This window comes from Lysinibacillus sp. NPDC097231, assembly GCF_044761885.1.
In the GTDB taxonomy this organism is placed as follows: domain Bacteria; phylum Bacillota; class Bacilli; order Bacillales_A; family Planococcaceae; genus Lysinibacillus.
Window position 1 is genome coordinate 1 of the sequence record NZ_JBIWDH010000014.1, and the last position, 24276, is coordinate 24276.

The window sequence follows — 24276 nt, forward strand, 5'->3', positions numbered from 1 at the left end:
GCTCTTTGAACAATTGACTTCCATTGCCCACCAAACGCAGTGCGGTAGCTTTGAAGCTCTCACTTTTTTATGTCCACTTTCTTGACAGAAGACCAGCTTCTCCACACTTTTGAGCGGGGCATGCACTTTATTGAGCGGCTTCTCCACACTTTTGAGCGGCGCATGCACTTTATTGAGCGGCTTTCCACACTTTTGAGCGGCGTAGTCACTTTATTGAGCGGCTTCTCCCCTCTTTTGAGCGGGGCATGCACTTTATTGAGCGGCTTCTCCACACTTTTGAGCGGCGTAGTCACTTTATTGAGCGGCTTCTCCTCTCTTTTGAGCGGGGCATGCACTTTATTGAGCAACTCCTTCACACTTTTGAGCGAAGTAGTCACCCAAATAATCACTTCCCACATTATTCAAGTAGAACAATCCTCAAAAGACTTCTGCTCAAATCTTTGTTGTGACAAATTCGCCATGTTTATCAGAAAAGGTTCTTTTTTTTTTGATTTATGTTATGATATGATAATATATGTAGTAAAACTTTATGATATAAAAAAGTTCGGTTGAGGTGAAATTAATGCAATATATCGTAACATTCATATGGTCTTTCCTACTAGTTTCAATGTTAAACTACGTAGTAAGTTCTGTACTTGGGGCAGATTTTAATTTCCAAACAGGTGCAATTGTTTCAGTTGTATTCTCAATTCTTATTTTCATTATTGGTGCAATTCTTCCAAACGAGCCAACTCCAGAAGCTGCAGACCATCATTAATTCAACTAGAAAGCCCTGTTCCGCATCATGCGAAACAGGGTTTTTCTTTTTATCCCGCATTAACGGGCAGTAATTTATCTTCATTCAATAGAGAAGTCCCTATTCATAATATATAGTGAAGCGTGGGAGATCAACTGCCCGTTTCAACTAACAATGAGTGGGGATACGTTTCACTTTATTTTTCAACGACACATTGACCATCTCGCATTCTAATGTGTAACGTTTCTCCTGGTAATATATCGCCTCGTAGTAATTCTTTAGCAACTGCAGTTTCGATATGACGTTGCACGAAGCGTTTTAATGGTCTCGCACCGAACTGAGCATCAGCCCCATGACTAACAACCCAATCAATGACTTCTTGCTCTATTTCTAAAGTAATTTCCTGCTCTGCAACTCGTTTTACAAGCTGTTCAACATATTTCCAAGCAATTGCTGTGAAATGCTGATCTGATAGTGCATGGAACATAATAATATCATCCATTCGATTTAACAGCTCTGGTTTAAAATGCTGGCGCAGTGCAGTCATTACTAGATCCTCAACTGAAGCATCGCCCTCTTTTGCTTCCATTAAATAGCTGGAGCCAATGTTAGAAGTTAAAATCACAACTGTGTTTGAAAAGTTGACCGTCCGTCCTTGGCTATCAGTAATGCGACCATCATCTAAAATTTGCAGTAAAATATTTGCAACATCTGGGTGAGCCTTTTCTATTTCATCTAGTAATACAACTGAATATGGATTACGGCGAACCGCTTCTGTTAATTGCCCTCCTTCCTCATAGCCAACATAGCCTGGAGGAGCCCCTACAAGACGTGATACGCTATGTTTCTCCATATACTCACTCATATCAATACGAATGAAATGATCCTCAGAATCAAACAGCTGTGCAGCTAATGCCTTTGCGAGTTCTGTTTTACCAACACCTGTTGGTCCTAGGAATAAAAAGCTACCAATTGGTCGATGAGGATCTTTAATACCAGCCCGAGCACGCCATACTGCTTCTGTGACAAGTTGTACAGCATTATCCTGCCCAACAACCCGTTCATGCAGTGTATCTTTTAGTCGCAATAATTTTTCGCGCTCACCTTCTACTAACTTTGTCACCGGTATTCCTGTCCAACGAGAAACAATCGATGCAATTTCATCGGCTGTCACCTCTTCACGTAAAATTCGCGATTCTGTGCCATTCTCTAGGTGTTTCTCCATTTCTTGAATTTCTTTTTCAAGAGTAGGGATTTTCCCATGACGTAGCTCTGCTGCTTTATTTAAATCATATTTACTTTCTGCTTCATCTAAGTCACGACGGTATTTGTCAAGGGTTTCACGTTTTTTCTGAATTCCGTGCAATGCTTCTTTTTCTGCTTCCCATTGTTTACGCATGCCTTCGGAAGATTCTTTTAGCTTTGATAATTCCTGATGCAGTTGCTCTAGACGCTTTTTACTTGCCTCGTCCTTTTCTTTACGCAGTGCCTGTTCCTCAATTTCTAACTGCATGATGCGGCGAGTTACTGCATCTAATTCCTGTGGCATGGAATCAATTTCTGTTCGGATCATCGCACACGCTTCATCGATCAAATCTATTGCTTTATCTGGTAGGAAGCGCTCTGTAATATAGCGATTAGAAAGCTCTGCCGCAGCTACAATGGCACGATCATGAATACGTACAGCGTGATGTAATTCGAAGCGCTCCTTTAAGCCACGTAAAATGGAAACCGTATCTTCTATCGAAGGCTCGCGCACAAGTACTTGTTGGAAACGGCGCTCTAAAGCAGGATCTTTTTCAATGTACATTCGATACTCATCTAGTGTTGTAGCACCGATACAATGAAGCTCGCCTCGTGCAAGCATTGGTTTTAACATATTCCCAGCATCCATTGCACCATCCGTTTTACCTGCACCTACAATTGTATGAATTTCATCAATAAATAAAATGATACGCCCTTCCGATTCCTTCACTTCTTTTAGAACGCCTTTTAATCGCTCTTCAAATTGACCGCGGTAACTAGCACCTGCAATTAAAGCACTCATATCAAGCTCATACAATACACATTCTTTTAATCCTTCAGGTACATCACCTTTTACAATACGTTGAGCTAATCCTTCTACAATTGCTGTTTTACCGACACCTGGTTCACCTATTAAGACAGGGTTATTTTTCGTTTTACGTGTTAAAATACGAATAACATTACGAATTTCTTCATCACGACCGATAACTGGGTCCATTTTGCCGTTTTTAACTTCTTCAATTAAATTTCGTCCAAATTGCTCTAATGGTTTTTTGTTATCTGTTTGTTGAAATTGCATGTTAAGCACTCCTTTTCAATAATGTTTGGCGGAATATATCTTGCCATACTGGTTTCTTTTTAATTGTTTGACCTTTTTTGACTAACTTTATTTTACATCAAACGACAAGCCCTAGCAAAGAATTAGCACTAAAATTTTCTCACCTAAAACTGGAAATTTACGTTATAATAGGTATGTTTCTAAGTTTTAGTATCTAAATATTCACCATCCTTTTGTAATAACAGCCACATATTACAAAAAGAAAGCGATGTGTTGGAAGTATGGTTTTAATGGATAATATGCAAGAGAAATTTCACAATCTTTTTCAAAAGAATGGTGTTTTTATAAAAGTGAATAAGGATAATAAGATTTTTTTAGAGGGTGAACGTGCGAAAGAAATATATTATATAAAATCAGGAGCTATTTCGATAAGTCAGGAAACCGAGAGCGGTAAGGAACTAACAATTCGAATTTGTGGTCCCGATAGTATTATTGGAGAGGGCTCCTTATTTTGTAGCCTTACGTATCATTCCGTGACTGCAAAGGTATTAGAACCTTCTTCTTTGTATGTTCTAAGCCGTAAATCTTTGGAACTTTTATTAGTGGAGCAACCTAATTTAATGGTGGAATATATGAAGTGGCTACAAACAGAAAATTTGAAACATCAAAGTCGTTTGCGTGATTTAGTTTTAAATGGTAAAAAGGGTGCTTTATTTTCAACACTAATCCGTCTTTCGAATACTTATGGTAAGCCTTTAGAAAATGGCACTATTTTTATTGATCTCCCCCTCACAAATACAGAAATTGCAAATTTATGTGCAACTAGTAGAGAGATGATCAATCGCATGCTTAATGACTTAAAGAAGCACAATGTTTTATCTTTCGAAAAAGGTTATATAACAATTCTTGATTTACAATTTTTAAAGGATGAGATTGCCTGTGAGAATTGTCCATTACAAATATGTCGTATTGATTAATTCGTTATACAAGAAATCCCCGCTTACCATTATAAGCGGGGATTTTTTAACTTGCTTTAGATAACTTTTCATAGACAAGATGTAGATTTTTTTTATCGTACGCCCAATGCCATCTTTGCATAGCGTGACATTTTGTCTTTTGACCAAGGTGGATTCCATACTATGTTGACATTTGTACTTTTTACCTCTGGCAGCTCACCCATTGCAGTATTTACTTGATCCACAATAACAGGTCCAAGCGGGCAGCCCATAGAAGTAAGTGTCATTGTAACCGTTGCTACACCTTCTTCATCTAACTCTACATCATATACTAAACCTAAGTTGACAATATCAATACCAAGCTCAGGGTCAATTACATTTTCTAACGCACCTAACATGCTGTCTTTCATATCTTGATCCATCAGTTTATTTCTCCTCCCATCATAGTGTTAACTTAATCATAGCAGATGCATCATATTATGCCAAATGCTGTGCAAGCCATTCTGTTGCCGCTAACATACCATCACGTGGTACAGCATGTCCCGCATTTCTGTTGGCTAAAAATTTTAGGCTTTCTGGATTTGCTACATAGTATTCCCGTAATGTTAAATAAAAATTATACGTTTCATTAAAAGGTACAGTTTTATCTAATTCACCATGCCAGAAAAAAACTGGTCGCCCAGCAAATTTTTCTGGAGTTAGACTGACATCATATTTGGCTAGAAGCTCTTTTGTATGCTGTATTTCTTCTTCAGACATTGCCCAATTGATACCACTTTTAGCGAATTGCTGCAATTGATATTCAGCTAATTTGATAAAACCAGGTGCACCCATACATATTGCTGCAGTTTGTATCCATTCATAATGCTTTAAGCAACCTGATGTCACTATTCCACCCATTGATGTACCAGCAATGCCAATTTTATCACTCGCTAATAATTTTTTATTCTTTAATTCATTATATAATTGTTCTACTTCTTGAATAGAATTTAAAACAATATCCCAAAAATGTAAGTTCATTTGCATCTCTGTTAGGCCTTCACTTCGGTCACCATGTAATTTTGCATCTGGTAATAGGACGCGCACCCCTTTATCAACTAATTGATATGCATAATGTAAGTTATGTTCCTTCGCACTCATAAAGCCGTGTAAGAATATCACTACCGGGGTTTCTTCATTCATATTATCTGTATGTATATGTAATAAAGGAATATTTCCCCAGACTTCTTGATTAACAATCATTTTTTGTCACTCCCAACTTTTGTATATCTTTATGTTAGCAAACTTTTTTCAATGTGACAAAATTTTGACGAATGGATTACAAAGCGATACTATTCAAACTATAGGAAAGGGGCAACGAGCTATGAAACCGCATTTAATTGTTTTAGATTTAGATGGCACGTTATTAACGGATCAACAACAAATTTCAGCAAAAACTAAAAAAACATTATTGCAGGCAAAAGAACAAGGGCATCAAGTTATGATTGCTACAGGTCGTCCTTATCGTGCAAGTGATATATATTATCATGAACTTGGTCTTACAACACCCATAGTAAACTTTAATGGTGCTTACGTTCACCATCCCAAAAATGCCGCATGGCAGACTATGCACACACCAATCGATTTAGGCGTTGTACATGATGTCGTCGATTCCATCAATAGCTATGAATACGAAAATATTATTGCTGAGGTGAAGGACGACATTTACGTGCATACAGAGGATGAACGGATATTAAATATTTTTAATATGGGTAATCCAAAGATTACTCTTGGCGATCTCTACACCCATTTATTAGATAACCCAACGAGCCTATTGATTCAAGCAAATGATGTAAATTCAATGATTATTCGAAATCATTTGCAGGCTGTCCATGCCGAAGTTATTGAACATCGTCGCTGGGGTGCGCCACTTCACATTATCGAAATTGTTCGTCGTGGCTTAAATAAAGCTGTGGGTATTGCTCATGTAGCAAAGGATTTAGGTATTCCACGAGATCGTATTATTGCATTCGGTGATGAAGATAATGATTTAGAAATGATTGAATATGCTGGACTTGGTGTAGCAATGGGTAACGGTATTTCTGAATTAAAAAATATTGCCAATGAAATTACAACTACTAATAATGACGATGGCATTGCTAAAATACTCATCGAACGCTTGAAATTATCATAATTAAGTAGTAAGTTCAAATTATCAATCCATTTCCATGGTTTAACTTTATTCAGTAGTACTCTTTAACTTGATGTCAACTATAGATGAGTACTGACTGAATAAAGCTAAAAATATCTAGCAACTAATGAAGTAGGCTCATCAATCTAAATGATTACACTAAGTTGCAATTAAACTCAATATGATGATGTATCTATACTATATTGTACTCTAAACATAGGTTGGAAGATGTCTATCCTGAAAGAAGGCTCGACACTCGCTCTCCTATTCTGTAGTATAGATATTTGAAAAACTTCTCATATAGAGTGAAAAGAATTAGGGGGACAAAATGATGAAGATTTTTACTGATAGTGGATGTGATTTACCGAAGTCATACTACGAAGAAAATGATATCGTACTTATACCATTACGAGTGCAATTGAACAACAATGAATATGATGATGTTATTTCAATTGATTCTAAAGAAATTTACGATGCTATTCGTCAAGGTGCTCGCCCGAAAACATCACAAGTGTCACCTGAACTTTTTCTCAAGCATTTTGAAAGTCTAGCAAAAAATGAAGAGGAAGGTATCTATATTGCCTTTTCATCAGAATTATCAGGTACTTATAATACTGCTCTCATGATTCGCAATCAAGTACAAGAGCAATATCCATCACTAAAATTAGCTATAATCGATTCTAAGTGTGCTTCATTAGGTCACGGCCTAGTCATTGAGGAAGCAGTTCGACTTCGAAATGTAGGTGCATCGTTGGAGGAAATGGAAACAAAAATAACTTCCTTTGCCCCGCAAGTAGAGCACTTATTTACAGTTGAGGATTTAGATTACCTCGCTAAAGGTGGGCGTGTATCCAAAGCAAGCGCATTTCTTGGAGGGCTCCTAAGCATTAAACCTATTTTAAATGTAGAGGAAGGCAAGCTAGTGCCAATTGAAAAATCACGTGGACGCAAAAAAGCCATCGCTCGCATGTTAGATTTGATGCAGGAACGAGGCGGTAATTTCACTGAAAAAGTAGTTGGCATTAGCCATAGTGATGATCTAGACTTTGCAAATCAAGTAAAAGCTTTCATAGAGGAAAGATTTTCACCAAAAGAAGTTCAAGTAACCATGATTGGTTCAGCTATTGGTTCCCATGTAGGACCAGGCACAATTGCCATCTTCTTCACGAATAAAAGCTATCAAGCCTAACACAAAACCCCCTCTACATGAAAAGTGTGTAGAGGGGGTTACTATTTCTATTTTAGAACGTCGTCTTGCTCCTGACGTCGTGCTTTACCTCGTTTAATAATAATAGCTACGAATCCTATGAATATTACCCATACCAATCCTAGTGCTACCATATAAGGAACATTTAATCCTTCATCATTTCTAACTTGATAGATCTCTACCATTTCACGATCTAATATTACTGGATAAACATCTTTATCATTAATACGAACTTTTTCTTCATGTAAAATACCATTGAGCATTTTACCTTCGCCTAGCTGAGCTGTTGTTAAATCCACGCGTTGTGTTTTACTAGTATTGTTAACCATGATAACCCATTTTTCTTCATCGGAAGTACGTGTAAAAACAAGCAGGCCATTTTCATTTGTGATAATTTCAAAGTCACCTTTACGTAAAGTAGCAGATTGATTACGTAAAGATTGGACATTTTTAATATAGTCGATTAGTTCTGTATCTGTTTTAAAGTTGTAGATTTGATGTGTCTCTGGCTTTGTTTCCCCGTTCATTGCAATTTCTGAACCATATTGCACCACTGGAATTCCTGGCAACATAAATAGAGCACCCATCGCCATTTTTAAACGTGTTGGTGGGAACATATTTTCAGTTGCAGAATCAAATGTAAAACGATGCGTTTCTAGCGAATCAACCATAATCTGCGTTGGTTTTTCACCTGTAAAAGGCTCCATTAGCTTAGAAGAATCCATATCAACATTTTTAAAGAGATTACGGTAAATTTCTGCTGTTGCTAGCGAGAAGCTTGCATCAAAATTGGCATCACTTTCTTCATTTGAAATCACATAGAGCGATTTTTGCGTATCTTTTAATGCGGCTATCATCTCATTGATGAATGTAGTATCTGCATCAGCAATATTAGTTAATCGAACCCCACCAATATTATATGTAGAAACAAAGTCTGTTGCTGATTTAATTAGTGCTTGTTGTACGTCTTTGTTTGCTAAGTCCCACTGTACTTGTCCATTATTGTTTGAAGTAATCCAATCTTTTTTGGCTGGATCTTTTGCCCACTCATGATTTGGACTTACATTATTGAGTGGAAAATCAACCATGATCGACATATTTTTGGCTTTATAGGCCTCCACGACACTTTGAAACTCTTCAGATGTTCCAAAATGACGCTCAATAGTAGAGTAGCTGGTTGGCATAGAGCCATCATATTTCTCTGTGGCAAAAACTGACCCAATGGAAACGATTGTATAGCCCATTTCTCCGATAAATTTCAGTTTATCCTGTAGCCCTGCAAAATCGCCTCCTGCAAATTTCGTAGGGTCTTGCGTATTTGTATCAAAATCGTTAGTGCCCGAACCATTAAAGAAACGGTCAACGAGTAAATCATAGATGCTTTCTTCTGCAATCGTTCTTGTTGACACTTCATCTGCATGTGCAACTGGTGTAGCACTTACCAATGAAGTTGCTAGTAAAAGCGATGCAGCTGTTGCACTTATCCACTTTTTGAATTTCACTTTTATTCCCTCTCTTTCAAACCAATCCATCGTCATTTTACCAAATAAATCAGTCACGCCGCTATCATTTCAAAATATTTTCCGTAAATGCAAAATGAATTACGGCAAAAAGGTGTCAACTTCTCCTTTGGATATTATTTAAAGGCCGAGCTGAGCAGTTCTCTCCCTTACCCGAGCGATTCTTCGGCCTACCTGAGCGGTTCTCCTCCTTACCTGAGCGATTCTTCGGCCTACCTGAGCAGTTCTCCTCCTTACCCGAGCACTTTTATATAACCATCTTACAAAAAATAAAAGTCGAGAAGCGAAAACTTCACGACTTTTACCAAAAATTATGCTAAAAAGTTAATGTTTAATGGTAGCTTAAATCCTAGGAACATTGTGATAAATAGGAATACCGCAAATAAAATCCAAAATAAGCCTGTTGGTTTATTTTTCTTCTGACGTACTAAGACCATTTCCATCATGCCAATTACTAGAATACCGAATAAGAATTTCAGACCATATAGCATTGGATCTCCAGCTTGGTATTTGAAGAATAGTGCCCCACCAGTAATGATAATTAAAATGTAGAATAAACGTAACGTCATATGTAAGCCTTTTGATTGCTTGCCCATTAATGCTGCAATTAAAAAGATTACGATAGCAACTACCCAAGTAGTAATATGCAAATGCGTTTGGCTAGTTAAAAAACTCATAATTGTCCCACCTCATATTCTTTTTTCTATCAAACTCTATCCTATCATGTGCTGGAAAGGGTTTCAAACATTACAATAGTGTTCACATAATTTACTTAAAAAAATCCGCGGGGCATAGACCCACACGGATTATAAAAAATTATTCAAAATGATTCACTAATGTACCAATTCCTTGAATGGACACTTTCACAGTATCGCCTGCTTTTAAGAATTGTGGTGGGTTCATGCCTTTACCAACACCAGCTGGAGTACCTGTTAATATAACATCACCTGGCTCTAATGTCACATGCTGAGATAAAATAGATACTAATGATTCTACAGAGAACATCATATCTTTTGTTGAGCCATTTTGACGTACTTCATCGTTCACTTTTGTGACTACTGTTAAATCTTGTGGATTCGGAATTTCATCTTTTGTCACAAGGTATGGTCCAAGTGGACAAGTTCCTTCCAAACTTTTTCCTAAGAAGAATTGTTTGTGTTTTTCTTGTAAATCACGAGCCGTAATATCATTGGCAATTGTGTAACCAAATACATAATCATATGCTAAGTTTTTCGGTATGTTTTTACCACGTTTACCGATAACAACTGCTAATTCACCCTCATAATCCATTTTAGATGAAAGATCTGCATGAATAGAGATTGTTTGGCCATCAGCAGCAATAGCAGTTGGAGATTTTGTAAATACCATTAATTCAGTTGGGGCTGCCTCTGCACCCATTTCTTTAGCATGCTCATCATAGTTTTTCCCAATACACATAATATTTTTTGGTGTACGTGGAATTGGTGATAACCATTCAATCACTGTAAATTCACGTTTGAAGCTATTAGCGCGATCTGATTTTTCAGCGGCTTCTACTAATTTACGAATCTGTTCAACAAAATCAAAGCCTAAAGCTATGCCATCCACGATTGAACTTGAAAAAGAAGGGAGAACTTGAAGTTCATTTTGAATAGCGAGTACATCCCATACCGCTTCTTCTTTTTTTACTTTTGGTCCAAAGCTTACATGTCCACCTAATTTAAACGATAAAATTTTCATGATTTTAAGAGCTCCTTCTTTTTTTTACATAATACAACAAAATTATAGAAATTGCCTTACTTTTGCGATAACAATTTTGATTCCTATTAAATCGCGATAAATTATCCTTATTATACAAGACGTGTTTATTAACTATATGTTGCCGGCACATTGAAAGAACCATTAACCTACTTTAGTTTTCACCTTATAAGTTAATTTACGCCAGATAGCTTCTAAAGGACCTTGCTTCCACTTTGTTAACCAAATTTCTGCCACAATCATTTGCACAACAATAATACCTACTGCAATTAACACGCCTGTTGAAACACTTACTTTCCCATACCAGCCAAATCCAAATCGATAAAATAGACATGTTCCAATTATAGATTGAAGTATATACATCGTTAAAGACATGCGCCCGATTTTTGCAAAAGGGCTAAATAGCTTTGTTACAATTGGAATCAAACAAAGTAAAACAATCAGCCCTATATAGCCAACCGATAAAATCGGACCGCCTATGTATACTTTTAAATAGTCAAATAAATAAGTACGCGTAAGCATGATAGGCAAGCTCTTTACAAAAATACCAATAGTCAATCCAGCTATCGTTAGTGTCAGCCATACCCATTTTAACTCCTTAGCTCGTTCCACTAAACGCCATTTAGAAGCCGCTGCACCAAATAACATAAACGGTAAAATTGTAAATAATGACACAAACCACATACCTATTCCAGCCTGAACTGATAAATCGGTTAATCGTTGCATAAAGGCATCGACCCAATTTCCCGTACCATAAGCCGTTATAGCTTTTTCTACTGACGTAATATCTAAATACTCATCTACCCCCGTATTAAAATTAATAAAGCCTACTACAAGTAGCATAAAAGCTTGCATGACCCCATTAATAATAATACCGATTGACAATAACCAAATAGGACGCAGACGAAGAAATAACAGTAAAAAAACGCCACAAAATGCATACATCATTAAAATGTCGCCCCACCAAATTAGCACAGCATGTAGAATACCAAAAACAAATAATACTGAAAGTCTTCTTAGTCCTATCGTATAAAAATTTTGTTCACGACTTTGTGCTTTCTGCCATTGCATAGCGAGTCCATAGCCGAATAGCATAGCAAACAATGGATAAAAGCTACTTTGTACATAAATATCTAAATTTTGATACCATACTATATCTGACGGTGTTGTAAACCATGATGCCAAGTCAATATATGGTAGCGGCGAATAAAAGGCAAACATATTTACAAGTAGAATACCTAGTAAGCTGATACCACGTAATATATCTAATGTTGCGGTACGTTCCTGCAACATTGTCGGTTTTAAATCCACAAAATAGCCTCCTCTATATTAATCACGCTATAGTGAAAACAGGGTGTCACCTCTATGGGGAGGTTGCAAAATTAGTGACTGACACCCCTGTTTACACCATGCGCTTATTTATGCATATAAAGCTCGTTCATTATCGAATAAATACAGTACTTTATTGCACACTTTGATTTGAAGGATTGATTCAATTGCCTCACTATAAACACGGAGCTGCACACCATATCGCCCTAATAGTTCCTTAGAAAGCGCTGGCTCTTCAGCAAAATGTGATTGGATGCGATCTGTCTTATAATCAAGTAAAACCCATTCACCGTATTCATCTTCAAATAAGCAATCAATAATCCCTTGTACAATTTGAGTGTCGCCATCCTCATCCACCCTACTAATCGTAAAGGGCATTTCTCTACGTATTTGCTTTGCTTTTTTAAAACGATGACCAATATCTGTTGTAAAGAAATTCAATATTTTTTTCCATGGAACAAGCTTGCCTTCAGACTCTGTCAGTAGCTGCCTTGCCACTAAATCAGCGACAAATTCCTTAACCTCCTGTACAGTGGTAAAGCCATTCTGAGGTACATGCTGCATTACTGTGTGGACAGCTGTTCCAATTTCTGCACCTGTTAACTGTTTGTCCTGTAAAAAGCTTGGACGTGGCGCAATGGTTGTTGTTTGCTGCTTAGATGGCACAGAGAAATAGTATTCAGGCTCTTCCTGACGCTGTAAATTTTCTAATCTCTTTATTTCACTAACAGATGTTTTTGAGCGTTTTTGCGTTGATTTTTGAAATGGATACTGAGCTTGAAAGCGTGTCGTAATTTCTGACAGTAATGCTTCATCTTCAGGTGTTTCTAACAATTGCCCCACTTCATCATCTATTCCCTTCATGTCGTATGAATAATGACTAGTATCGATATCCCTTACCCACCAATGGGATATATGTTCAGGTGCCATATAAGATGCACTAGTAATGGATGCAAAATCCGCATGTCTTGCAACTGCTGGCCCAACCCAATCAAAGTAGCTATTTGCTCTTGCACGTAAATACTCCTGTAGTGGGGCATCTTCCGGCAAACTTTGTACATCCTGCCAGCTGTCGAGCGTCTTATCCCAATTTTTCACAGAGCCTACTAAAATAAGACGCTCCTTCGCACGTGTCATCGCCACGTATAATACGCGCATCTCCTCTGCACGCATTTCAAGTTCCTTTTTCTCCTTCATCGCTAAAAACGGTAGGGACGTATACGTAATGCGATTTTCCGGATCAATTGCCTTCACTGCAAGTCCAAAATCTTGATCGAATAAATATGGGTTGTGGAAATCCATTTTATTAAATGGTCGTCCCATCCCTGCGACAAAGACAACAGGATACTCTAATCCTTTTGAAGAGTGAATAGTCACAAGGCGTACGACATCATCCTTTTCACCAATCGATTTGGCCGTACCTAAATCATCCCCACGTGTACGCATACGATCAATAAAGCGTAAAAAGCGAAACAGGCCTCGAAAAGCTGTTTTTTCATACATTAATGCACGATCATGTAAAATGCGAAGGTTAGCCTGACGCTGTTTGCCATTTGGCATTGCCCCGACCATTTCGTAATAATGTGTGTCTAAGTAAATCTTCCAAATTAAATCCGATAATGAACCACGTCGCGCTAAATCTCGCCAGTTTTCAAACGCTAGCATGAATCGTTGAAGCTTCGCAAATGTGGTAGATTCCACACCATGCCCTTCACTTCGAATGAATTGCTTTAATGCATCATAAAATGGCGCTTTTGTATCGGCTAATCGAATTTTTGCTAGCTCATTTTCTGTTAGGCCAACAAATGGAGCACGTAGCACAGAGGCTAAAGGAATGTCCTGATATGGGTTATCGACAACCTTCAATACATTCAGTATAATCATGACCTCAAGAGCGTCAAAATACCCTTTAGAGGACTCTGCATAAAGAGGGATTCCTGCAAGCTTAAATTCCTCCACTAAATCAGTCGACCATGTCATAGAACGCATTAAAATCACAATGTCACTATATTGTAATGGCCTTTCCATCTTTGTTTTTGTATCGAAAACAGTTGTCCCATCCTCCATCATCTGACGTATACGCTCAATGATAAAACGTGCCTCATACTGTGATTTTTTTAATTCCTCAAGTTCGGAAGCTTCACTAGCAATTTCCTCAACCTCTTCGTCTGCCGTTTCTTCTTGAGGTGGATGCATCACGACTAGTTCTACTGGGACTTCCTTGTCATCATACGGTGCAGCTGGCTTTAATGAAGCATTTTCATCATAAAGAATTTCCCCAACACGCTCTCCCATAATTTGTGCAAAGATATAGTTTGTCGCATTCAGCACTTCTTTCCGACTTCGGAAGTTTGCGTTTAAATCGATACGCATCCCCGTCATATCTGGGATTTCCAGAAACTCACTATATTTTCGCATAAAGAGCTTTGGTTCTGCTAAACGGAAGCGATAGATACTTTGCTTTACATCACCAACCATAAACAGGTTTCCATCTTGCTCACCACCTGTTTTCACAAGCTGTAATATTGTTTCTTGTAGCATATTCGTATCTTGGTATTCGTCTACGAGTACTTCTTTAAAACGTTGCTTTAAATCTAACGCAACAGGGGATGACTGTAATTCGCCATCAACTTCTACTGTTAAAATTTGTAATGCAAAATGTTCTAAATCCGAAAAATCAATTATGCCTCGTTCTAATTTTGCTACCCGGAACTGTTGACTAAAAACACTTGTCAATTCGACTAGCGTCGCAATCGTCGGAGCCATTAGTCGAATTTCTTCAATTAAACGTGCAGGTGTCCGAACAAAATAAGTCTCTTTAAGCTTATTGACAATTTTTTTAGCTGCCTCTCGCTTTTTTTTGGCAAGCTCCTGTAGCTCTATATCTACTAAGGCATCCTTAGAAACACGCTTTAAAGTTGACCATTTTACAGTTGCAAAATAATCAAAGAGCTCTTGCCACGTTCCTTCACGACTTATACGGATCCCTTCCTGAATCATTGCAAAATCCATTTCCGCTGTTTCAGCATATGGTGCAGGTCCCTCAGGCTGCAACGTAATAGCACGCATTTCAGAAATTAACACGAACGATTCTTCAAGACTATGTTTAACTGTTAACTTCACATATTTCGACAGCTCCAAATCATCAATCGTAACATCTTCTGCTAAATTGTATGTCTCTGGTAAACTTCGAAGCCATTTCTGAGGCTCTGCATGAACACGGGACGTATCATAAAGCTTACTAATTAAAGTTTCAATGGCCTGGTCATCGCGATCCGATGTAAAGCTATCAACAAGACGATAGATTGCTTGAACCTGTTTCTCATCCTCAGAGTCATAAGCATCTTCTAATACAGCTGCTAATATATCATCCCTTAACAAAGCAACCTCTGCTTCATTTGCGATACGAAAACCAGGATCAATATCTAGCATATAGGCGTATTGTTTAACAATGGCTAAACAGAAGGAGTGCAGTGTTGAAATTTGTGCTTTATTGACAAGGCTTAACTGGCGTCGCAAATGATTGGAAGTTGGATTTTCTACGATTGCCTTTTCGAGTGCCTCTGCCATACGATGACGCATCTCAGCAGCTGACGCATTTGTAAAGGTTACAACAAGTAACTCATCCACATTGATAGGGTCGTCTTTTGCAACTACTTTCTCAATCATGCGGTTAATGAGTACTGCTGTTTTACCTGAGCCTGCCGCCGCCGATACAAGCGTATCCTGACCACTTGCATAAATTGCCTTCCACTGATCATCAGTCCATGTGACTTCTGCTGGCTTTTCAGGTATTTTTTGTACCAACTTACTTCATCTCCTTCCGAATTTTCTCAACGATTTCATTCGGCTTTGCTTGCTGTAACTGACGATAGCTTTGCTTGCCATCCGATGGGTCAAATTGACAGACTGCTACAAATTGACAATAGTCACATGCCGTTTTTGTTTTGAGTTTATAAGGACTGATTGAAGTATCCCCTGCTAAAATTCCATTGCCAGCCTCTTGATGCTTGCGTCGTACAAAATGCTGTAGATTTTTCATATCATTAACAGGTACAATACGTGACTGAGATTCTGATGGTGTCCCGTCTTTTTTCATATAGACAGGAATTATCTTCGAATGCCCGCTAGATTCCTCCAACTGCTCGTCCATCGATAAAATGGCCTCTGCATTTTCTGATAGCAGGCCTTTCATTTTATATTGCTTTAAACGATCTTCCTCAATTTCACTGTCGCTTAAGTCCTTATCAATCTTGAGCATTGGATTATGGACATGGACATAAAGAACCCCAGCTGGCTCCGCTTCACCTGGTAGCCAATGAGAGGTATTTTCCATCGCCACATCTAAATAAGTTAGTACTTGCAATGACAATCCGTAATAAACCTCATTCAAATCTAAATCACGAGCTGACGATTTATAGTCCACTACCCGTAAATATGAACGATCATCAATTGTCGCACTATCTACCCTGTCAATACGACCTCGCATAAACATTTTCTTACCACCTGTTAAGTCAATTTCAAGTGGTGGTAGCTGCTCATGTTGCCCAGGTCCAAAAGATGCCTCGATAGCAATTGGCTTAAAATGCGTAACATTCGCATGCTGTGTGAGTGCTGTCATTGTTCGCTCGACAATACGAGTAAGTTTACGTTGTATATAGAGATAACGTGCGCTTGATAGTAAGATTTGATGTGAAAATACTGGAACAATTTGCTCAACAGCCTGTCGCGCTAATTGTTTAATTTGCTGCTTTGTTAAACGAATCCACGATAGCTGCTGACGGTGTGTCTCTTCTGTAATCCATTTCAATGCTTCATGGAATAAATCGCCCATTGCGAATGTTTCTAGTCTGTACTCTGCCCGTTCTTCTAGACGCAGCCCATACGTTGTAAAATGCGAAAATGGACAACGGAAGTATTTTTCAATTCGAGACACACTTGAGGTTAGCTTTTGTCCATATAATTCCTGTGTAATATAGTTCTCTAATGGCTGTGCTTCGTTTTTATGTGTAATTGGATGTGTCACTCGTTCAAAAATTAATGCCCAATAAGGGTCTTGTTTATAAAATTTTTGTAAAGCAAGCCACTCTGGCGCAAGCTCACGGCTATGCTCAGCTTGGCGCATTTGCACCATTAAATGTGCTAAAGCTGTACGTGGGTGACGTATATACGGTAAAGCATTTTCATCTAGTAACTCAATTGGATCAATCACAACACGTTCAACCTTGACACCACTCAGAAGCCCAACCGTTTTATCATTGCCAATAATTTTTTTTATATAAAGTGAGGACAATAACGCCTTGCCCTCTTCATCTGCCGTTGGATAGGACAAATATAATTTATCAGATGGCGTCGTCAAAGCACGATATAGCAAGAAATTCTCTTGTAATAAACGATTTTTAGATGTTGGGGCAAGCTCATAGCCAATTTGACTAAACCATTCACGTTCGTTATCTGATAGTAACCCCTCATACTCCATACGAGTTGGATAAACACCATCATTCATTCCTAAGACGAAAGCGACTTTTATATTGGATAAACGAGCTAAATCAACCGTCGCTACCATAACCTCATCTAACGTTGGTGGGATACGAGAAAATTCTAATGTGTCAAAGCCCTCATCTAAAATTTTTGCCGCTTCCTCTACAGACATCACTTGTTCACCAAACATATACACAAACTGATCCAGAACTGCAATCCATTCTTTCCAGGCTTGCTCATGCTCACTTGCAGCTAATGCATCACCTCGATCAAGTTCACGGTCTTTCATTGCTTGAAGCTTGTCATAAACCTTTAATTCCTCAATCAGCTCGTATAACGCAGTCGCTACATCTCTGCCTGTTGTCGCTACTTCCAGCTTGTCCTGTAACAATTTTAGCGGCTGACGAATTTCATCACGAATGGCCTCAATTTCTGCCTGCATAGCACGTTCTTCATCGGTTTGCACCTTAGAATGGAATTCAAGACCACGATACTTTTTGAAAAACCATCGAGCTTCCTCAAACCATCGCTCACCATAGATGCCCTGCGCTAAACAGTAGTTCTCTAAACGATCAGCTCGTTCTCTCCAAACATTTAGCTCAGCATGTAATGGGAAAAACAAATCTGTTTTCACACTACGAAAAACTGGTTCGTATTTCCAATTCGTAGTGATAACCTCTAAAACAGAACGACTAAGCTCAATTAAAGGGTGATGTAGCATCGTCTTTTTCGAATTTGTAAAAATAGGAATTTCATATTGTTGGAAAATTGTTGTGATGAGTGGATCATAGACTTCTGCTTGTCTATAGAGAAGTACTATATCCTGATAACGATAGCCCTCCTGCCTTGTCAGCTTTGTTATTTCCCGGGCAATGGCGTGTATTTCTGCACGTCGATTAGATGCTTCAAACACCGTAACATCCCCTGAAGTTTCTTTCTCTTGAGGCACTATATCTGCAAAATGAGCTTCCAAATGATGTAAATCACCAGATTGAAAACGATGAGTATTGAAGAAATGCAACGGTGCATCGACTTCAACACCCTCTTCATATGCAATATCATGTAAACGTTGGTTCGTCATCGCAGCTTCATAAAATAGAGACTGTTCATCATAAATTTCTTCAATATGGTCAAAGGGAAGAACGACCGTTACCTGTTTCGTCACCTTTAATAACTCTTTTACAAGCTCTAATTCTCTTACAGTAAATGCTGTAAAACCATCTATATAAATCGTCGCTTGCTTCATCGTCTCGGAATGCTTTAGTTGTTCTGTTAAGATTGGATAATACCCCTCGCTATCGACATAAGTCGTGCCAAGTCGTGCCTCCAAAGCTTGTAAAACTACTTGTAAATCATTCGTCTTAGCTTGCAAAGTATAAGGTGCATCAATGGCATTCAAAGACGCAGTTACTTCAGCTAACACTGAACTATTAACACTATACCGACTAAATTCTCTTAATAACGTTTCAATTTCCTCGGTAAAGCCTCGCTTCCCAGCCGCTTGTCGAAATAACGAAAATTCACCTTTTTGTTCCTCTAAAAGTTTACGGATGAGCATTCGGTAGCCATAGCCATTTACTTCTTTTCTTGCGATACCACCAGTTTCTTGTAACACTAGCCATGCTAATCGTTTAAATGTCATGACCTGCGCACGGATTAAACCTTGTAAGCCGTGCTTATTCGTTAGGTCATACTCCGTTGAATAAGACATTTGGTCGGGCACAATCACAAAAATCGGATGACCTAACGGCTCTGACTTTAGTTGCTCGACAATCTCATGATGAATAAACGTTGATTTTCCTGTTCCTGAACGTCCTGATACAATGCGCAATGTCATGTACGGTCTCCCCTTCCTGTTAAAAATCTAATCAATTATGCCACGGCATAATTGCGTCTGGAATCGGCTTTGTGCTTAGGCCTGCACGAGGGCTGACACGATGTCGGTCATTTCGGTAATGCCACAGGCCGTGGCGTTTTTACCGATGCAGGTCAGTTAGCCGTTATCGCATGGATGCGATGATTTTAGGCTAACATCCTGTGTGAACTCCTTTCCGATTCCGTGACATCCGCCGGAGACTTTGGGCCAATAAATGTTTTCTGTGCGAAAACGTAGTGTTAACGCAGTGGCAGCAATAGGGTTTTGTCTGTGCGAAAGCGTAGCGACAGCAACAACATGATGTTGGTCACTCAGGTGTTTTCACAGGAAGTGAAGTTTTTAGCCTGAATTCATCTATTTCAGCGGATGTTTGGACACCCGCTGAAAGAAGTTAAATGATAAATCAAATTTGTATATTATTTTGGCCTAGTTGTTTTAAATGATTTTCATACTTTTGAAATGCTTGTAAGGTTCCTTCACCAGAGTGTTATGTAGGGCTTCCTGAGCGTTTTTCGCTTGGACCTGAGCACTTTGCCGGTCTTCCTGAGCGTTTTTCGCTTGGACCCGAGCACTTTGCCAGTCTTCCTGAGCGTTTTTCGCTTGGACCCGAGCACTTTGCCGGTCTTCCTGAGCGTTTTTCGCTTGGACCCGAGCACTTTGCCGGGCTTCCTGAGCGTTTTTCGCTTGGACCCGAGCACTTTGCCAGTCTTCCTGAGCGTTTTTCGCTTGGACCCGAGCGCTTTGCCGGTCTTCCTGAGCGTTTTTCGCTTGAACCTGAGCACTTTGCCGGGCTTCCTGAGCGTTTTTCGCTTGGACCCGAGCACTTTGCCAGTCTTCCTGAGCGTTTTTCGCTTGGACCCGAGCACTTTGCCAGTCTTCCTGAGCGTTTTTCGCTTGGACCCGAGCACTTTGCCAGGCTTCCTGAGCGTTTTTTGTGTGTACCTGAGCACTTTGCCGGTCTTCCTGAGCATTAACTCTCTTTCCTGGGGTGAAAGATGAAAGATAAAAACCCCTTCTCTCATTTTACATGATACAAGGGGCTAAATGTGTATATTCAACTTCCATGCTTATGGATTTTTCGTCAATTTTCGCACTCGTTTTAAATCCCGCTCTACACGTGCATTCAATCGTTTCTCTATAAGCTTGCCAACCCACCAAAGCAAAATAATCGCAACAGCCGCTATAATCAGTTTTACAGGGCTTGTTAGTAACGACCTTAAATCATAGCCAAGTACACTCATTCCTAAAATCATAACGAACTTACCAGCCATTAAGACAATTAAATAAAACTTTTTATGAATATGAGAAAGCCCTGCTACTATGTTGACAAGTACAGAAGGTGTAAAAGGAAAACAAAGTAACACAAATAGCGGACTTATACCATTCATATCCACCCATTTTATCAGCTTCTCTACCTTTTTACTGCCTGTTATAAATCGTAGCTTTGGATGCTTGCCAAAATGTCGGACAAGTAAAAATACAGCATATGAACCAGCTGAAGAGCCTACCCAGGACAGTAAAAAACCTAGCCAGAAGCCAAATGCACTTGCATTAGCAACAACAAACACAACCAAAGGTAAAAATGGAAAAAAAGCTTCTACAAAAGGTAACAGTAGACCCATGACAGGGCCAAGCGCTCGATATTGTGACGCAATATGTTCAATATTTTCTACAGTAAACCAATCATTCACAATCCACACCTCTATTTATACTGCAAAATTACATGCAAAATCGTTAACGTTTCCGAAGTATTTATATATTCATGGGGCTGATGTCCTGAGAATACTAGTGTATCCCCCTCATCTAGTAATTCATGCATATCCCCAGCAGAAATAATGGCTTGTCCCTGAATAACGGTCACAGTTTCTTCTACCCCTTCTGTGTGTGCTTCACTCCTGCTAAAAGCACCAGGCTCCATTTCAACCTTATACAATTCCCAGCCACGCTCTGGATTATAAGGGATAATGGAATACACGCGATATCGCCCCTCATCTTCATCAACATGTGGCGCATCCTTACTGCTAAATTTCATGAAATGTGCAGTAGGTGGTTGCAATAGTGAAGAAAATGAGATGCGCATCCCTGCAGCAATTTTCCAAATCGTCGATACTGTAGGATTCGCCTCCCCCTTTTCAATTTGGGCAAGTTGCGCTTTACTTACTCCTGTAGCCTTAGCAACATCATCTAAACTTAAATGACGTTGCTGTCGAATCTTCTTTAATTGAAATGCTAAATTTCGGCTCATTTGTTCCATTATTATTCACCAATTTCTATTGTTTATTTTATCAGACATATGTATACTTTAATAAACACCAAGAACTTTCAAACTATTCCATCATTAGTATACATGGAAATTTTTAAGAAAGGATGACCTATTTATGACAAGTACAACCGGACTTCGAAATGAAGCCATAAACACGCCAAATAATAGCTTTTTACAAGGCGTAAAAGATTGTGTTCCTACCTTACTCGGTTATATTAGTATAGGACTTGCTTTCGGTGTTGTAGGTTCCGCTTCGGGATTATCAGTACTCGAAATTGCTCTATTAACTATACTCATCTATGCAGGCTCTGCACAATTTATCTTTTGTGCACTTCTTTTAACAAATAGCCCTGCTTCTGCTATTATTGTAACCATTTTTGTCGTAAATTTACGTCATTTATTAATGAGTTTAACGATAGCTCCTCATTTTACGCGCTATTCCATGCTCAGAAATGTTGGCTTCGGCACATTGTTAACGGATGAAACATTTGGTGTAGCTGTTACAAAGCAAATGCAAACAGGTAAATTATATGGTAAATGGATGGATGGGCTAAATATAACTGCTTACTCATTTTGGATTCTTTCATGCGTAGCTGGCGCATTTTTAGGTCAATGGGTGGCAAACCCAGAAAGATGGGGCTTAGATTTCGCTTTAATTGCAATGTTTGTTGCACTTCTTGTACTCCAACTTAGCAGTGTTGGTAAAAATAAAATCATGCATTATCTAATGTTAATCGGCTATATGATTGTCATTATGTATGGTCTCTCTTATATCGTACCATCACATGTAGCCGTTCTTCTTGCAACAGTTATTGTAGCAACAATAGGGGTGGTGACAGACAAATGACGACTACAGCTTCTATGGTATGGCTCATTATCGGCTGTGCACTTGTAACCTGGCTACCACGTGTTATCCCATTTATATTTGTACGTACTGTGAAGCTACCAGACGTTGTAATGAAATGGCTAAGCTTTATCCCTGTTTGTATTTTGAGTGCTCTTGTTATTGAAAATTTATTAGATACAGAGAGTGGAAAAATCGTTTCGCTCGATTGGCCTGTGTTTATTACATTTGTGCCAACACTTATTATTGCACTAGTGACAAAGAGCTTATCCATTACCGTTGTAGCAGGGGTAATCATGATGGCAACTGTACGATTTTTTATGTAAAAAGGTCAGTCCGAAAAGTGAGAAAACGATCACTTTGGACTGACCTTTTATGTTAGTAAACAGAACCTTTAATTTTTTTCATTTTACTTGCTAACCAAAAACCTACTGTTAACGAAAAAGCATCGACAACAAATATAATTGGCGGGGAAGTATAACCAGCATATACAGATGCCGCAATAAGCCCAATCGCCAAGATTAACGCAACATAGCGATTATACGTAATTCTTGTAAACAACAACACGAGTAATGCTGGTAAAAATAACGCTAACATCACTTTCCCGAAAACATCCATCATATATCCCTCGGCTCAGCTAGTAATAATCCTATACGGTAATGATCATTACTGTATATAACATGTTGTGTTAAGCGTATTTCATTGTTACGATCTAACACCTCAAGACGACACTGTGCAGCATTTAATTGTAAAGCTTCATATAATTCATTTTCAGTAAAAATGGCATGACCATTTACTTTACGAATACATTCCCCTGCAAGTAAGCCCATTTTTTCAGCTGGTGAATCTGGAAGCACCGCCGCAATAATAGCACCCTTTGAGCTCGGTGCTACTGCATAAATCTCTGTTTTATCTTGCATCGCATAGTAGATTGAAATAATGATACGACTCACTGCACCAATGGCCAGTGTTATAAAACCGATGAATGGCTCAAAAAATGCTAACAATCCACCTATTAAAATAAGCTGTCCAAGTATTAATACGGATCGCCCAATCTTCGGCAATTTCAAAGCTGGTAACTCTTTTCTAGTAAGCTTCGAAAATCCTATAACCATTGGAAATAGTACGAGCGCAAAGGTACTCTCGCCAATTGTAAATTGCGGCCAATATGGCAATGCTGCAGAAATAATATCTCCAGGCATTACAAAGAAAATCGGCAATACCCATACATTTCTTGAACGATAGACAATTGCCTGCATACCTCGCTTCGTTTTTTCGACAGAAGGTGTTGTTACCTTCATTGTCGTTCGACGAATTAGCATTCCCTCAGCAATCACACATAGACCTGTTAGAATGGTAATGGTTACTATGGCGCTATCTAATAAATTCACACCTTCTAATGAAATCTTCCACCAAGAAAATGTCCAATCGTATTGATACATTGCCCATATCGCTAATGTAGCTAGCCCCATTGTATAGATGGGTGAGAGTGCGTTCATGAAAAACAGTAATAGTGCTAACGTTGAAATGGCTATTAAAACTATTAGAAAAGCTTTAGGCACTGTTAAACCTACTCCAACACTTATTACTGAGATGATAAGGGCATATAGCCAACCATATTTCCATTGCCCAATTAGCTCTGTCCAACCCCAAATAATACGTCTATTAAAAAATTTTCGCTCTTGTTTTACACGAATATAACCTAATAAAATCGCAAATATTATTGCGATATAAAATAATGGGTTGAGTAAAAAGCGGCCAATCGCTGTTACAATTTCTATTAATATATCACTAACCATACGAACACCCGCCGTTTCTGTCTTAAATACTATGAATTTATTGTATCAAACGACTA

21 protein-coding genes are annotated in these 24276 nt (G+C 38.7%); 6 read left to right on the plus strand and 15 right to left on the minus strand.

Annotation, left to right across the window (positions count from 1 at the left end):
• Positions 1-59: 59 nt before the first annotated feature.
• Entirely contained in the window at positions 60-398 is a 339-nt protein-coding gene (locus tag ACIQXF_RS10265; protein WP_402782448.1) for a hypothetical protein, read from the minus strand.
• A 164-nt stretch (positions 399-562) separates the two neighbouring features.
• Between ACIQXF_RS10265 and ACIQXF_RS10270 the strand changes: the two genes are divergently transcribed.
• Positions 563-757 (plus strand): YjzD family protein, encoded by a 195-nt coding sequence (locus ACIQXF_RS10270; RefSeq protein ID WP_402782451.1) that lies wholly within the window; start codon positions 563-565, stop codon positions 755-757.
• A 175-nt stretch (positions 758-932) separates the two neighbouring features.
• On the opposite strand, the gene ACIQXF_RS10275 is transcribed toward ACIQXF_RS10270, so the two are convergent.
• Positions 933-3059 (minus strand): ATP-dependent Clp protease ATP-binding subunit, encoded by a 2127-nt coding sequence (locus tag ACIQXF_RS10275; RefSeq protein WP_402782454.1) that lies wholly within the window; start codon positions 3057-3059, stop codon positions 933-935.
• A 269-nt stretch (positions 3060-3328) separates the two neighbouring features.
• Between ACIQXF_RS10275 and ACIQXF_RS10280 the strand changes: the two genes are divergently transcribed.
• Complete coding sequence (locus ACIQXF_RS10280) at positions 3329-4015, plus strand: Crp/Fnr family transcriptional regulator (protein ID WP_402782457.1); 687 nt, start codon at positions 3329-3331, stop codon at positions 4013-4015.
• Between the two features lie 92 nt (positions 4016-4107).
• On the opposite strand, the gene ACIQXF_RS10285 is transcribed toward ACIQXF_RS10280, so the two are convergent.
• The gene (locus ACIQXF_RS10285; RefSeq protein WP_402782460.1) at positions 4108-4416 is read right to left on the minus strand and encodes a metal-sulfur cluster assembly factor; all 309 of its coding nucleotides are present in this window, start codon (positions 4414-4416) and stop codon (positions 4108-4110) included.
• A gap of 55 nt (positions 4417-4471) precedes the next feature.
• Entirely contained in the window at positions 4472-5236 is a 765-nt protein-coding gene (locus ACIQXF_RS10290) for a prolyl oligopeptidase family serine peptidase (protein ID WP_402782463.1), read from the minus strand.
• 121 nt (positions 5237-5357) lie between these two features.
• On the opposite strand from ACIQXF_RS10290, the gene ACIQXF_RS10295 reads away from it, so the two are divergent.
• Together ACIQXF_RS10295 and ACIQXF_RS10300 are read left to right on the plus strand one after the other, a co-directional pair.
• Positions 5358-6167, plus strand: a complete 810-nt coding sequence (locus tag ACIQXF_RS10295; protein ID WP_402782466.1) for a Cof-type HAD-IIB family hydrolase — start codon at positions 5358-5360, stop codon at positions 6165-6167.
• 328 nt (positions 6168-6495) lie between these two features.
• Positions 6496-7353 carry a DegV family protein gene (locus ACIQXF_RS10300; protein WP_402782658.1) on the plus strand — a complete coding sequence of 286 codons (858 nt, stop codon included), beginning with the start codon at positions 6496-6498 and terminating at the stop codon, positions 7351-7353.
• Positions 7354-7400: 47 nt separating this feature from the next.
• Here ACIQXF_RS10300 and ACIQXF_RS10305 read toward each other — a convergent pair whose 3' ends face one another.
• From ACIQXF_RS10305 to ACIQXF_RS10345, 9 genes are all read right to left on the minus strand, one after another.
• Positions 7401-8930, minus strand: a complete 1530-nt coding sequence (locus ACIQXF_RS10305; protein WP_402782469.1) for an alpha-amylase family glycosyl hydrolase — start codon at positions 8928-8930, stop codon at positions 7401-7403.
• Positions 8931-9202: 272 nt separating this feature from the next.
• On the minus strand, positions 9203-9568 hold the full coding sequence (locus ACIQXF_RS10310; RefSeq protein WP_402782472.1) for a YisL family protein: 366 nt from the start codon (positions 9566-9568) through the stop codon (positions 9203-9205).
• 139 nt (positions 9569-9707) lie between these two features.
• Positions 9708-10610 carry a fumarylacetoacetate hydrolase family protein gene (locus tag ACIQXF_RS10315; protein WP_402782475.1) on the minus strand — a complete coding sequence of 301 codons (903 nt, stop codon included), beginning with the start codon at positions 10608-10610 and terminating at the stop codon, positions 9708-9710.
• 162 nt (positions 10611-10772) lie between these two features.
• Complete coding sequence (locus ACIQXF_RS10320; RefSeq protein WP_402782478.1) at positions 10773-11939, minus strand: DUF418 domain-containing protein; 1167 nt, start codon at positions 11937-11939, stop codon at positions 10773-10775.
• A gap of 108 nt (positions 11940-12047) precedes the next feature.
• Positions 12048-15764, minus strand: coding sequence for a helicase-exonuclease AddAB subunit AddA (gene addA / locus ACIQXF_RS10325; protein ID WP_402782481.1), 3717 nt, complete (start codon positions 15762-15764; stop codon positions 12048-12050).
• A 1-nt stretch (position 15765) separates the two neighbouring features.
• A complete protein-coding gene (addB, locus tag ACIQXF_RS10330; protein WP_402782484.1) occupies positions 15766-19275 on the minus strand; it encodes a helicase-exonuclease AddAB subunit AddB in 3510 nt (1169 codons plus the stop codon).
• Between the two features lie 515 nt (positions 19276-19790).
• Positions 19791-20336 (minus strand): hypothetical protein, encoded by a 546-nt coding sequence (locus tag ACIQXF_RS10335; protein WP_402782487.1) that lies wholly within the window; start codon positions 20334-20336, stop codon positions 19791-19793.
• Positions 20337-20381: 45 nt separating this feature from the next.
• The gene (locus ACIQXF_RS10340; RefSeq protein ID WP_402782490.1) at positions 20382-21005 is read right to left on the minus strand and encodes a TVP38/TMEM64 family protein; all 624 of its coding nucleotides are present in this window, start codon (positions 21003-21005) and stop codon (positions 20382-20384) included.
• Positions 21006-21016: 11 nt separating this feature from the next.
• On the minus strand, positions 21017-21568 hold the full coding sequence (locus ACIQXF_RS10345) for a helix-turn-helix domain-containing protein (RefSeq protein WP_402782493.1): 552 nt from the start codon (positions 21566-21568) through the stop codon (positions 21017-21019).
• A gap of 124 nt (positions 21569-21692) precedes the next feature.
• Here ACIQXF_RS10345 and ACIQXF_RS10350 point away from each other — a divergent pair, with 124 nt between their 5' ends.
• Together ACIQXF_RS10350 and ACIQXF_RS10355 are read left to right on the plus strand one after the other, a co-directional pair.
• Complete coding sequence (locus tag ACIQXF_RS10350) at positions 21693-22424, plus strand: AzlC family ABC transporter permease (protein WP_402782496.1); 732 nt, start codon at positions 21693-21695, stop codon at positions 22422-22424.
• The gene (locus ACIQXF_RS10355) at positions 22421-22747 is read left to right on the plus strand and encodes an AzlD domain-containing protein (protein WP_402782499.1); all 327 of its coding nucleotides are present in this window, start codon (positions 22421-22423) and stop codon (positions 22745-22747) included. The genes ACIQXF_RS10350 and ACIQXF_RS10355 overlap by 4 nt, the downstream gene beginning before the upstream one ends.
• A gap of 52 nt (positions 22748-22799) precedes the next feature.
• Here ACIQXF_RS10355 and ACIQXF_RS10360 read toward each other — a convergent pair whose 3' ends face one another.
• Both ACIQXF_RS10360 and ACIQXF_RS10365 read right to left on the minus strand, forming a co-directional pair.
• Positions 22800-23039 carry a DUF2198 family protein gene (locus tag ACIQXF_RS10360; protein ID WP_402782660.1) on the minus strand — a complete coding sequence of 80 codons (240 nt, stop codon included), beginning with the start codon at positions 23037-23039 and terminating at the stop codon, positions 22800-22802.
• A complete protein-coding gene (locus ACIQXF_RS10365; RefSeq protein WP_402782502.1) occupies positions 23039-24220 on the minus strand; it encodes a PDZ domain-containing protein in 1182 nt (393 codons plus the stop codon). Before ACIQXF_RS10365 ends, ACIQXF_RS10360 begins: the two co-directional genes overlap by 1 nt.
• Positions 24221-24276: the final 56 nt, after the last annotated feature.